The 12,349-nt window shown below is 40.2% G+C and carries 13 protein-coding genes; 9 read left to right on the forward strand and 4 right to left on the reverse strand.

The window, feature by feature from the left end; all coding sequences use genetic code 11:
• Positions 1 to 121: 121 nt before the first annotated feature.
• From AC3LHT_RS02340 to AC3LHT_RS02355, 4 genes are all read right to left on the reverse strand, one after another.
• Positions 122 to 820, reverse strand: coding sequence for a nucleotidyltransferase domain-containing protein (locus AC3LHT_RS02340; RefSeq protein ID WP_047755137.1), 699 nt, complete (start codon positions 818 to 820; stop codon positions 122 to 124).
• A gap of 178 nt (positions 821 to 998) precedes the next feature.
• The gene (locus tag AC3LHT_RS02345; RefSeq protein ID WP_488661846.1) at positions 999 to 2,162 is read right to left on the reverse strand and encodes an ATP-binding protein; all 1,164 of its coding nucleotides are present in this window, start codon (positions 2,160 to 2,162) and stop codon (positions 999 to 1,001) included.
• Positions 2,163 to 2,492: 330 nt separating this feature from the next.
• Positions 2,493 to 3,410: a site-specific tyrosine recombinase/integron integrase gene (gene xerA / locus AC3LHT_RS02350; RefSeq protein ID WP_488661847.1), complete on the reverse strand. Its 918-nt coding sequence runs from the start codon at positions 3,408 to 3,410 to the stop codon at positions 2,493 to 2,495.
• Positions 3,411 to 3,661: 251 nt separating this feature from the next.
• Complete coding sequence (locus AC3LHT_RS02355) at positions 3,662 to 4,576, reverse strand: hypothetical protein (RefSeq protein ID WP_488661848.1); 915 nt, start codon at positions 4,574 to 4,576, stop codon at positions 3,662 to 3,664.
• A gap of 295 nt (positions 4,577 to 4,871) precedes the next feature.
• Here AC3LHT_RS02355 and AC3LHT_RS02360 point away from each other — a divergent pair, with 295 nt between their 5' ends.
• The 9 genes from AC3LHT_RS02360 to AC3LHT_RS02400 all read left to right on the forward strand — a co-directional run.
• Entirely contained in the window at positions 4,872 to 5,609 is a 738-nt protein-coding gene (locus tag AC3LHT_RS02360; protein ID WP_488661849.1) for a sulfite exporter TauE/SafE family protein, read from the forward strand.
• A 67-nt stretch (positions 5,610 to 5,676) separates the two neighbouring features.
• Entirely contained in the window at positions 5,677 to 7,860 is a 2,184-nt protein-coding gene (locus AC3LHT_RS02365) for a RelA/SpoT family protein (RefSeq protein ID WP_488661850.1), read from the forward strand.
• A complete protein-coding gene (gene dtd / locus AC3LHT_RS02370; RefSeq protein WP_488661851.1) occupies positions 7,857 to 8,303 on the forward strand; it encodes a D-aminoacyl-tRNA deacylase in 447 nt (148 codons plus the stop codon). Before AC3LHT_RS02365 ends, dtd begins: the two co-directional genes overlap by 4 nt.
• Positions 8,304 to 8,326: 23 nt before the next feature.
• A complete protein-coding gene (locus AC3LHT_RS02375; protein WP_488661852.1) occupies positions 8,327 to 8,812 on the forward strand; it encodes an OmpH/Skp family outer membrane protein in 486 nt (161 codons plus the stop codon).
• 4 nt (positions 8,813 to 8,816) lie between these two features.
• Positions 8,817 to 9,536 (forward strand): LPS export ABC transporter ATP-binding protein, encoded by a 720-nt coding sequence (gene lptB / locus AC3LHT_RS02380; protein WP_290645186.1) that lies wholly within the window; start codon positions 8,817 to 8,819, stop codon positions 9,534 to 9,536.
• Between the two features lies 1 nt (position 9,537).
• On the forward strand, positions 9,538 to 10,041 hold the full coding sequence (locus AC3LHT_RS02385) for a TIGR00725 family protein (RefSeq protein WP_488661853.1): 504 nt from the start codon (positions 9,538 to 9,540) through the stop codon (positions 10,039 to 10,041).
• Between the two features lie 24 nt (positions 10,042 to 10,065).
• The gene (gene gltX / locus AC3LHT_RS02390) at positions 10,066 to 11,490 is read left to right on the forward strand and encodes a glutamate--tRNA ligase (protein ID WP_488661854.1); all 1,425 of its coding nucleotides are present in this window, start codon (positions 10,066 to 10,068) and stop codon (positions 11,488 to 11,490) included.
• On the forward strand, positions 11,474 to 11,911 hold the full coding sequence (locus AC3LHT_RS02395) for a hypothetical protein (RefSeq protein ID WP_488661855.1): 438 nt from the start codon (positions 11,474 to 11,476) through the stop codon (positions 11,909 to 11,911). The genes gltX and AC3LHT_RS02395 overlap by 17 nt, the downstream gene beginning before the upstream one ends.
• Before the next feature lie 5 nt (positions 11,912 to 11,916).
• A partial coding sequence (locus AC3LHT_RS02400) for a HEAT repeat domain-containing protein (protein ID WP_488661856.1) occupies positions 11,917 to 12,349 on the forward strand: 433 nt, incomplete at its 3' end.

Here is a 12,349-nt window from a genome sequence, read left to right on the forward strand (position 1 = left end):
CCCATAAGTTATAACCAACCACCAAGGGGAAGGAAATGGAATTATAAATGCACCTCATGAGTAGGAAAAACCTCAAAAAGGGGGGCTATCTTTCCCTAAGGGAGGGTAATAATATTGAGACTCAATCTCTGTAATAGCCTTCGAATAATCTGCCGCCAAAAGGAGCTAGAATTCTATCAACGAGTTCTATAACAGCGGAGGCATTATTGTGACAAAAGAAAAGCTCCATTGCGGTTACCAATTCTTTAGCCAGGTCGGGATCGAAAGATTTCAGTGCCCGGTACAGCCACTTACCCTTTCCTACCCATTGGCCGTTGGCCAAAAGGTGTAGCTTCACCGCATTATTTACCAATCTTTCAACTATAAAGATCGATTCTTCCTTCTTTGTTGAACCGGAAAAATCATCAAGAAGATCTGTGATGCTGTATCGATAGTCGTCAATTTCTTTTTTGGAAAGTATGCCAGGACCTTTTGCAAGCAATTCGCAAGCGCGTTCTTTGATTCTTTCACCGAGCCCGTGCGTGTCTCTAATAATTATTCCTTCAGAACACATTTGAGGTAACGACGGTTCTTTTTCAGCAACATCAAATTTGAAGAATTTTTCGATAGACTCTTCGGTGTTGGCGAAGACTTCAATTGGCTGGTTATTGAAGATGAAGGAACGGCGGTGATGTTTTTCTCCCGGTTTTAAAATGACAACAATGTCGAGGTCCGAAGTTGGGGTTCCTTCACCTCTCACAACGCTTCCTGATAGAAAAGCTACAAGGCAATTGGTGTAGTATTTTTCGATGAATTTTTTAGCAATTTTTATAGCTTCCATCTGTCCCTCCAATGACTGCGTTTTCTAAATTGTATCACTAATATCTGCAACCTGCTCTTGTACCTCTTTTTTTGAGATTTCAACGTTATCCCAATAATATAGCCCTGTCCCAGCTTGCTGTGAAGAATTGTGACCTGTGTGAAAACTGTGAATATTTGTCGAGTGGTGTGAATGGCTCTCAATCAAGAAGTGAGAAGTATATTTTGCCGGGAACGGATATTATGCCGTTTCTTTCAAGCAAGAAGCCTTCTTTGATGAGCCTGTTTATATAGGTATAGGTGGTTTGGGGTTTAACTTCATTTTCAAGAGAGTTGGCAATTGAAGATCTATCTCCAGGATTTAGCGCGATTTTCATGAGTATCTTCTTCTGTATGTCGGTTAATGCTCTTCCAAATTTCATGTATTCCTTTACTATTTTCTTTATAGAATTGGTCGCGATGCTGCCATCTATCTTTCGAGCTTCTGTATTGTCAAGTATTATTTGCTGGGTAATCCATAGGGCATCTCTGGGGTTTCCATCTGAAAATCTCACTATTTCCTGATAAGCATCGTTGGTTAATATGTCTGGGTAGTTTTTCAATCTTTTAACGAGCATTTCTTGAACATCTGCTAGTTTCAACGGTTCAAGGAAGATCATGTCTTTGAATATGTTTTCGAGATTTCCTGATTCATTCCATCGTAACCTATCTTGGGCATATTCTCTGTATATCGAAAAAGGGAGTGAAATAATGGAAATCACGCCATTTTGCACCAGCAAATGTTTCAATGAATCGAGAATTTGGAGCACATCGCTTTTCTTTTCTTTATCTAACTCATCTATAATCAACACTATTCTTTCAAACTTACTTTTGAGTATATCGATCAATTCACCAAGCATTTGATATGCTTGATAGACGTTGAATTTTCTGCTAACTGAGGAAGCTTTAGTTGCACCAGCAGATACTACTGAATTTATTCCGCCATGCATGCTTGAAGTTTCAGTTCGTTCAGTGATTATCCACTCTATGATTTTTTCTACTTTATCTTTATCACCGCGATTTACTGCTTGAGCAGAAATTAGGGCCAACTTGTAAAGAAGATCACCGATAATTATTTCTTTGCTATCTTTTTCGGAAAGAATGATGTAGAAACTCTTGATAGTATCATTTAAAAGGTTTAGAACTGTGGTTTTTCCAACGCCCGTTTCGCCACAGACTCCGTATATTCCAAGAGGCTGGAAAGAAGTGATGTTTTCTAACCTGGCAAGCTCTTTTCTTCTATCAACAAGAAGTGTTTTGCTATTTTTATCTAAAGGTTTATCATACAAAACCGCCATTAGTTCTTTAATAACCTTTCTATCCATAATATGCACCCCTTGAAAATTATATCACTATTGTGACCTATGTGAAAACTGTGAATATTTGTCGAGTGGTGTGAAAGAACTGAATAGTGAGAGCCAAAAATTTGGGACAAGCACGAAGCGGTTCGGATCGTAATCACTGCTTGCGATTCGCGTCAAATTTCTGTTTTTTTCTGTATAAACAAGAATTGGATGGTATAAACAAATTATATATTGCTATACTGCAAATAAAATTATTATAGAATATTATTCTTAATATAGAAAGTATAGCCACAATATAGCAGGCAAAATAGCATTATGTATTATTATATTAGTATATACCACGCCAAAAATTTAAGTGTCGGTGTTTTTCCCGTTAGATAGTAGTTTTACTGCTTCTCGCTTTTCTTTGTCGGTGATGTGCAGGTAGATGCTGGTAGTGGATATATTGGCATGGCCGAGGATTTCCTGAACGATTTTTATACTCGCACCACGCTGGAGAAGATGTGTTGCACAGCTGTGGCGGAAGATATGAGGGTGGAAGTGTTTGTCCGGGAATATCTTCTTAACATGGTTCTGGAGCATTTTGTTCACGGATTTCCTTGAAAGTGGCTCGCCGTGGATTCCCAAAAAGAGCCTGGAATGCCTATTGGCTTTTGGAAATTTATCTCTATAACCCAGATAATCTGTTAGCATGCTAATCGCATCAGGGGTGAGAGGCACTATCCTGTCTTTATCTCCTTTACCGCTTTTGACGCGCACCAGGGGATCACTTTCGAGGGAGATATCCCTTAATGTAAGGGAGCAGACCTCACTAACCCGGAGCCCACAGTAGTACATCAGTGCAATGATTGCACGATTGCGCTTTCCAAGGTGAGTCTCTGGAAAGGCATTGAGTATTTTCTGGATTTCTTCATAACTTATGTATTCCGGAATACGTCTTCGGGTCTTTGGGGCTTTTACAAGGTCGGTTGGAATCTTGTTTACCGTGCCACTTACATAGAGGAACATGTAAAATGTTTTGAGAGTGGAAAGATGGCGAGCAACAGAGGAAGGGGATAATCTCGATGCGGAATAGTATCCTTGAGAAAGCTCCTTCATAAATCTTTCTATGTCTCGCCTTTTTACCTGCCTATAATCCAATGAATGTTCCTGGAGGTATTTGCTATAATGGTTGAGGTCTCTAGTATATGAACTGACTGTATTTTGTGAGAGATTTCTGACGAATTCCAGATATTCGGTGAATCTTTCTACTGCATCTTCAAAGTCCATTTTATTCCCCCTATGATTAGATGAGAAAAAATAAGGAAAAGTGGAGACGTAATATACATTATGTCTCCACTTTTTATTATACCATAATACAATGAGTAACAACGGCTTCTGCATTTAGCTTATAATGCTTTTCACAGAACGTGACCTCGCAGAATCGATTTTAAGGCACTTTTTTTGAATTTCTTGATATTTATATATCAAATCAACAAAAAAGGCCTCTAACGGCAAAATAATGCAGTTCGATATTGCAATTAGCTTTGGATGCTAGTTATAGCAGATGCTATCATATCTTTATATTTTTCGTTGATAATATAGTGCTTTCCCTTACGTTCAACAAGTGGTTCTTTTAATCCACGATAGTGTTTTGAAAGTGCACCCATAATTGCCCCGACTGCCATGGGACTTTTTACTTTTTCGTGAGCATCATTTTCAAGCATACTGTTTAATTCTTCATATATTTCATAAGCCGTCTTTTTTCCAGAAAGGAGGATTTTCATAAAATACAGTGTGGGTAATTTTAGAGTTTCAAAAAGCTGTTCGAGCTCTTTTTGTGTCCATTCTATATTCATGGAAATATTGTTGACCTTAGACTTTAGCTGTTTCTTGAAAGCAAGCACGATAAGCTCCATGACAGGGATTAATCGCAAATCGTAGTTATCATCGACTCTTAAGACCTGAGCTAATGTAGAAATTGGTAAATTAATATGCGAGACAAGCCTAAAAAATTCCGTAAGCTTCTCCACGGTTACAAAAGGTCGTCCAAAGTCAATAGCTTCTGGCAATATAAGAAGTGCACTTCTAGAAATCCACTTTGCCTCTTCGTGATCGGTCGGTATTATCGCAGCTACCTTGAGCTCAAAGTTCTCGCCAGCGTACCAGATACCACTTATTTTATCTCTGTTGCTGTATTTGATGTATTCCACTTTCATGCCTGAAAGCTCCGCAAGCCTGTTGACCAGGTCGCCATAAGCCCTGACAAAAAGGGTTTTTTCTTCAGCGTTCTGATGTGCTTCAACTATTCTGTTTATGTCAGAGGTTACTAAATCAAGACTGTCTAGTATTTTAATATAGTTTTCTATAAAGCGCTTTCTTGAAGAAATAGCGCCTTCATCTTCTAACTTTCCAAGGAGATTTAATATCTCTATCACCCCAATATCTCTGCTCATTGCCATACCTCCATTGTCTCTACCTTTCTCTTAGTATATACAAATTATAGCATAACGATACAATAGATACAAGAAATAACCATATTATAGACAGATATAATAACAAATAGTTATACATCAAAATACGCTGCTATATACAAAGAATGCTATACTATACAAGATGTTATAGTAGGTCTAGTGCTTTTACTAAACCATAATAACCAGACCCTAAACCCTCCTGATGAGATAGTAGTTTTATGAAATATGTAAACCAAAAACATGTTAAACTCTAAAAAACCATTCCGGAGGTGAAGAAATGAGCCCGCTCCTTTTATTGACGGTTTATTTCGGTGGTGTGCTTGCAGGAGTTGTTAATACGCTCGCTGGTGGTGGATCGATGATTACTCTGCCGCTGCTTATGCTATTGGGCCTTTCGCCGGATATTGCAAACGCGACAAACCGGGTTGCAATATTCTTTCAAAACGCTGTTGCAGTTGGTTCTTTCGAAAAACGTGGCGTAAAGAGCTTTAAAGTTGCAATTCCGCTTGGTATTTTTGCAGCTGCGGGTGCCATAGTTGGCTCCTTTATAGCAGTGGATCTCAATAGGGAGATACTGGGAAGGGTCATAAGTGTTATTCTGCTGGTGATGGTGTATTTTGTTATCAAGAAGCCAAAGCTTGGCAAGAACAAGAAAATTGTGAACAATCCTTATCTAAAAGGAGCAGGCTTTTTTTTGCTAGGTATTTATGGTGGGTTCATTCAAGCCGGAATAGGGTTTCTCCTTATAGCTGCGATTACTTTCTTTTTGGGTACAGATCTCTTAAGAACCAATGCGATAAAAGTCGGGATTGTTTTGATCTATACCACAACTTCCCTTATAGTCTTTCTGTCTAAAGGTATGGTCGATATCCCGATAGGGCTGTTATTGGCATTGGGAAATATGACAGGCGCTTATATCGCAGTTAAGCTTGCTCTGAAAAAAGGATTGAAATTCATCAAATTAATTCTAGTGGTGGTTGTGATAGCGAATGCCATTAAAACCTTCTTTTTATGATTTGGAATATACGAATGCCTTGAACCTCAGTCCGTGCTAAAATTGTTAAAAGAACCGGGGTGAGAACTTGAGCGAGAAAGTTTTAAACGGCACGGAAGGTTTGGATCTTGTCAAAGAAATTGAGAAGATCCTTGGATTCAGAATAAAAAGGCGAGAGCGAGAAAAAATAATTGCGGCATATGAATTTGCCTTTACCCATCATCGCTCTCAATTCAGGGATTCTGGCGAACCATTTATAATACACCCCGTAGCAGTCTCAAAGATTTTGGCAGAGCTTAGAGCCGATCTTGCTACTATTATTGCGGGATTACTCCATGATATTGTGGAAGACTGCGAAGTTTCCATCGATGAGGTCAAAGAGAAATTTGGAAACGATGTGGCCAATATTGTTAATGGAGTTACAAAGATAAGCAATCTCAATCTTACTCAGAAGCTGGATAAAAAAGAAGCAAAATTCAAGATGAAAGTCGAAACAATCAGGAAAATGCTCTTTGCCATGTCAGATGACCCCAGGGTTATCATTGTAAAACTCGCAGATAGGCTTCACAACATGCGTACTATTCAGCATTTAAAAGATGAGACAAAGCGCAAAGAAAAAGCCAACGAAACGTTGAAAATCTATGCACCTATTGCGCATAGAATAGGTATTCACAAGATTAAATGGGAACTTGAAGATATCTCATTTAAAACACTCTATCCGGAACAGTACAGAGAACTCAAGTTAATGATGAACCGCAAACTTCAGGAACGGCAGTCCATAATGGATGAATACAGGAGGATTGTGACATCAGAATTGCGGAAATATCGTATCAATTTCCGGATCGAGGGAAGAGTGAAGCATCTTTACAGCATATGGACTAAAATGACAAGGAAAAACAAGGCTTTTGACGAGATATATGACCTCATCGCACTGAGAATAATTACAGAAAGTGATGTTGACTGTTATAAAATTTTAGGAATTGTCCATTCACTATGGGCACCTATTCCCGGGAGAATAAAAGACTACATTGCCACCCCAAAGTCCAATGGCTATCGATCTTTGCATACGACTCTCGTAACCCACAATGGAGAACCCTTGGAAATACAAATCAGGTCTGAAACCATGCACAGGGAAGCCGAATATGGAGTTGCAGCTCACTGGTTATACAAAGAGGGCATCAGCTCGATGAGAAAAAACCCCTGGTTTGAAAAGCTCAGAAAAGATGAAGCTCTCATCAGCAGTTTCGAGGACTTGAGTGCACTTTCCAAGATGTTAAGTGGTGGAGATGAGATCTACGTATTCACTCCAAAGGGAGATTTCATTCATCTGCCAAAGGGTGCAACATCGATCGATTTTGCCTATGCCATCCATACGGAGATCGGGCATCATTTCGCCGGTGCAAAGGTAAATGACAGAATAGTTCCCATTGATTATGAACTCAAAGCTGGCGATAGAGTCGAAATTATCGTGAACAAAGCCAGTGAGGGACCAAGCCTTGACTGGTTAAAATATGCAAAGTCCAGCAGTACTCGTGCCAAAATAAGAAGATTCTTCAAAAACAAGACCAACGCTGAGTTTATGGAACGTGGTCGCGATATATGTAAAAAATTATGCAAAAGATTGGGGAAAAGCGTAGACGAGTTTTTAGAAAGTGACACAATGGAACGAGTGTTAAAGAAATTCAACATAAACAGTGAAAAAGATTTGTTTTTCAAACTGGGTGAGGGAAGCATTACAACTTCGGAGCTTCTAAAAACTATCCAGCCTGAAGAAGAAGAGTCAGAGCTTCCTGAAGTATCCAGGGTGAAGATAAAACCCGGGAAAGGAAAAGAGGTTTTAATTGGCGGCCAAACAGGCATAGATGTGTATTTTGCGAAATGCTGCAATCCAGTTCCTGGAGATGACATTGTCGCTATTATCAGCAAAAGGGGTATTTCCATACATAATGCGAAATGTAAAAATGTCAGAAACGTCCCGCTGGAGAAACAATTAAGCGCTGAATGGAGTCTCAGCCTTAACGATATGTACAGAGTAAAGGTTATAGTTGATTTCGATGCTTCTGACCGTTCTGTAATAAGTAAAGTGATAGACAAATTCAAAGTGAAAGGTGCAAAAGTGATTAAATACACTGTGGAATCAGGTAAGTGGGGTTATGATTTCATGGATGCAAATATCCTGGTAAAAGATCTCGGACATCTGACATCGATAATGGAAAGCCTTAGATCAATAAAGGGAGTTCAAAGAGTAATAAGAGTCGGAGGTGCTATATGAGAGCTGTGGTTCAAAGAGTTAGCCAGGCTGCAGTAAAAGTAGATGGAACCGTTGTAGGCAAAATCGGACATGGTGTTTTGTTGCTACTCGGTGTTCAAACTGGCGACACAGAAAACGATCTACGATGGATGCTGGATAAAGTCCTGAATCTCCGGATATTTGAAGATGAACAGGGAAAAATGAACCTCTCTCTAAAAGAGGTCAATGGCCAGCTGCTGGTCGTTTCGCAATTCACCCTTTTGGGTGATGCTCGCAAAGGGCGAAGGCCCTCTTTTACCGAAGCCGCTCCACCGGAACTTGCAAAGGCGTACTTTGAAAAATTTGTGGATTTGGCTTCTAAAGAAATAGATGTAAAATCGGGCGTCTTCCAGGCGCATATGGAAGTTCAGCTTGTTAATGATGGACCTGTAACTATTCTTTTGGATTCAAAAAAATTGTTCTAATATTCCCATAGGAGGTGCATTTTGTGAAAAAGCTCGGTCTGATCCTTACGATTGCGCTGGTTTTAGCAGGAGCCCTTGTTATCTCTGATAACGCTTCAGGGCCGTCCAATCCAGCGAAAATTGCTTATCTTGACCTTCAAAAAGTGCTTCAATCAACAAAGGAGTGGCAGGATCTCAACAAGAATTATCAGGAGGATTTTGCCTTTTATCAAAAACAGCTGGATAACCTGACGAAAGAGTATCAAGATATGGTAAAATCTGGCGCAAGCAGCCAAGAGCTGGCCACCAAGCAGCAGGAAATACTCACTAAGAAAGCTCAGTATGAACAAACACTCCAGCAGACATACAACTCTAAAACCCAGGTTATACTTGATCAGATTAAAAAGAGAATTGAGGATTACGCGACATTCCTCGATTATGATCTGGTACTTTCCAATGACTCGGTGGTTTACGGCAAAGGGACATATGATATTACCGATATGGTCATTGAATACCTGAAAGGATTCTAAGTGTGTGAGCACGGTTCTCAAGTGCGTTGGACTTTATAAGCGTTTTGGCAAGCGCCAGGTATTAAAAGATGTTTCTATAATGGCACAATCCGGGCAGGTGGTTGGTATCCTCGGCCCTAACGGGGCGGGGAAAACCACCGCCTTTAAGTCCATTCTTGGTATAGTGATTCCGGATAAGGGAGAGATATTTCTAAACGATGAAAGGATAACGCATCTTCCAATACATGAAAGAGCAAAAAGGGGAATTGCCTATCTACCTCAGGAAAGCTCGATATTCAGGGGACTTGATGTTGGAGAAAACCTGGAAGTTATACTGAGGTTGAATGGGAAAAAAGGGAAAGAGCTTCAGGAAATTTCCGAAAAACTAATGGAAGAGTTCGGTATTTCACACCTAAAACACCAGCAGGCAGACCTTATATCTGGTGGTGAAAAAAGAAGGCTGGAATTTGCCAGAACCTTAACTCTCTTACCCCATTTTATCCTGCTTGATGAACCATTTGTCGGAATTGATCCCATCACAGTTAAAGATATACAGAAAATGATCTTAAAGCTCAAAGAACGTTCCATAGGTGTAATCGTTACGGATCACGACGTGAACAGCTTAAGCAAAGTCGTAGATGTTCTCTATGTGTTAAATAAAGGAGAGGTTATTGCTTCTGGATCACCGGAAAAGGTACTCAATGATCCGGGAGTTATTGAAAACTATCTTGGAGTTGAAGAATAAAATGAACGTCGCTGTAATCGGTTACTCAGGCGATGTAGAAAGGCCAATTATAAAAAGGATATCGGATATTTGTGTGGCACTTGGAGAACTCATTGCACAAAAAGGGCATAATCTTCTCACTGGTGGACGAGATGGTGTTATGGAATTAGTTTCTAAAGGAGCTAGTCAGGCCGGTGGAAAGACAATTGGTATACTTCCCTTTGATGAAGCTGGAAATGAATACAACAATTTAACTATAAATACGGGTATGGACTATCTAATGAGGTCTCTTGTTCTTATAAGGTCAGCTGATTTGGTTATTTCAATTGGCGGTGAAATTGGGACACTTTATGAAATCATTTCAGCCTATGCCTGTGGAAAAACTGTTGTGTTATTCAGGGGAACAGGTGGCTGGACAGATAGAATTGTTCCTAGCTTAATAGATGGCAAGTTTCTTGATAACAGGCGCATTGTGGAGATATTTCAGGTGACAGCTCTTGAACAATTGGATAGATTCTTAGCATAAACAGTATAAATTGGAGGGAAAACAATGATCAAATGCAGGTTTGCGCCCAGTCCAACAGGACATATGCATGTGGGCGGTGTTAGAACAGCTCTTTTCAATTGGTTATTCGCCAGGAGCCAGGGTGGAAAAATGGTCCTGCGTATAGAGGATACAGACACAGAGCGTTCTACACGTGAATCAGAAGAGCAGATAATCAATTCTCTCCGCTGGTGTGGTTTAGATTGGGATGAAGGACCTGATATTGGTGGACCCCATGGCCCATACCGTCAGAGCGAGAGGACCGAGATGAGAATATACAACGATATCGCTGAACAACTTATAAAAAATGGCCATGCTTACTACGCGACTTACAAGGCAGATGACCCGAAAACCGTAATATCCACTTCGACCGAGCGCCCTCAATTAAAAGAGGGATATACTTTTACCGTGAAGTTCAAAATTCCTGACGCTTCGGACATTACTTTTAAGGATCTCTTGAAAGGAGAAATGAGTTTTTCCAGTGATGCTTTTGACGATTTCGTGATAATAAAGTCCAACGGGTTTCCAACATACAATTTCGCTGTGGTCGTAGATGACCACATGATGGAAATAACCCACGTTCTCCGTGGCGAAGACCACCTTTCCAACACACCAAAACAGATCATGATATACGAAGCATTAGGCTGGGAAACGCCCCAGTTTATGCACATACCTTTGATTTTGGGTCATGACAGGAGCCCTCTCTCAAAAAGGCATGGGCATACCAGCGTAGAACATTTCAGACGTGAAGGCTATCTCAGCAAAGCGTTGATGAATTACCTTGCCCTGCTCGGCTGGAGTGTAGATCAAGAGATTTTCGACTATGTGGAGAAATTGAAAGATTTTTCCCCAGCATCGATCTCCAACAAAGCCGTGATTTTTGATTATGAAAAGCTCGAATGGATAAACGGGAAACATCTACGTATGCTGGACATCGATGAGCTCGTTTCTCAGTTTGAGCTATGGTTCAGATACACTGGCAAAACGGATTTCATGGAAGCTTTTGTGGAAGATGCGCAATATACAAGAGAAGTTCTGAAAATCTGCCGCGAAAAGGTGAACACTCTTTCCCAGTTGTATGATTTTTCAATGCCCTTTTTCACAGAAGAACCCGAATATGATGCCTCATATGTGAACAAATACCTGACGAAAGAATGGTCATTGGAACTCATTTCAGAAGCAATGAGGAGATTCGAAGATAATTCGGACTGGAGTGTTGAAGGTGTGGAAAAAGTAATAAGAGACCTGGCAGAACTCAAAATCACTTCCAAAAAGAACACCTTCCAGACTCTTCGCGGTGGTGTTACCGGGAGGCTGGTAACTCCGGGGCTTTTCGAAACCATTGCAGTGCTTGGAAGAGAAAGAACACTGGAAAGACTTGAAATAACATTACAACTTGCAGAGAGCTTAAGGGATGATGAGGAAGAATAAAGGGACGATTCTCCTTGAAACACTCTTGATGTTTCTCGCTTCTGGTGTAATAACAATTTCTTTGCTTGGAACCCTGATAAATTATCTGCGTATGGAAAGCAGATTCTTTGACACTATTCGCTATACAAATGCCATGAGCAGAGCCTTTGGGGTAATTCATAACGATATGAGCCTGTTAAAGAAAATGAAAGCCTATAATGATAATTACCTGGCATTTCAGATCAAGAAAGGAAGCAAAACTCTGAATATCTCCTACTATTTCGAAGGGAAAACTTTAAAGCGTAGAGCCAAAGAAGAGAACAAAAAGCCAGGTATAAACAGTATAGTCGAACTGCGAAAAGGAGGTCACTTTGAAGAACGCAACGGGCTATTGACCATTCAGCTCGATGATTTCTCTATTACATATAATTTAGAGGAGTGATTGAAATGACGAAAGATATAAAGAAGGTTCTGGACAGTATTCAAAACGAAATCGAAGGAAGAGCAGAGTATGACATAAAGGAGATGTTACAATCATCATCTGCATATATACGCTCAAAAGCCGTAAAGGAACTTGCAACATCTGACATTTCCGTAAACCGCGACCAGATAGAGAGTTATCTTGAAGATCCATCATACAGCGTTAGAAAGGCAGCAGTAGAATTGCTGGGGAAACGCGGAGTAGATGATGAGTTACTGATTTCTATGCTTGATGATCCAAATGAAACCGTGAGAGCCACTTCGGTGAAATACATCACCGAGTTGGGCTTGTTAGACGAAGAACTCATTGACAGAATTTCAGAGGATCCATCCGGGAAAGTGAGGAAGGCACTGGTTGAAGGCCTGATCGACCAGGGAGCCGAACAGGAGGAACTAAAAA

The sequence above is a fragment of the Kosmotoga sp. genome, assembly GCF_982836095.1.

Excerpts from the sequence above, each read along its gene's own strand:
- AC3LHT_RS02340 (WP_047755137.1), bottom strand. The coding sequence starts at position 820 with ATGGAAGCTATAAAAATTGCTAAAAAATTCATCGAAAAATACTACACC.
- AC3LHT_RS02345 (WP_488661846.1), bottom strand. The coding sequence starts at position 2,162 with ATGGATAGAAAGGTTATTAAAGAACTAATGGCGGTTTTGTATGATAAA.
- xerA (WP_488661847.1), bottom strand. The coding sequence starts at position 3,410 with ATGGACTTTGAAGATGCAGTAGAAAGATTCACCGAATATCTGGAATTC.
- AC3LHT_RS02355 (WP_488661848.1), bottom strand. The coding sequence starts at position 4,576 with ATGAGCAGAGATATTGGGGTGATAGAGATATTAAATCTCCTTGGAAAG.
- AC3LHT_RS02360 (WP_488661849.1), top strand. The coding sequence starts at position 4,872 with ATGAGCCCGCTCCTTTTATTGACGGTTTATTTCGGTGGTGTGCTTGCA.
- dtd (WP_488661851.1), top strand. The coding sequence starts at position 7,857 with ATGAGAGCTGTGGTTCAAAGAGTTAGCCAGGCTGCAGTAAAAGTAGAT.
- AC3LHT_RS02385 (WP_488661853.1), top strand. The coding sequence starts at position 9,538 with ATGAACGTCGCTGTAATCGGTTACTCAGGCGATGTAGAAAGGCCAATT.
- gltX (WP_488661854.1), top strand. The coding sequence starts at position 10,066 with ATGATCAAATGCAGGTTTGCGCCCAGTCCAACAGGACATATGCATGTG.
- AC3LHT_RS02395 (WP_488661855.1), top strand. The coding sequence starts at position 11,474 with ATGATGAGGAAGAATAAAGGGACGATTCTCCTTGAAACACTCTTGATG.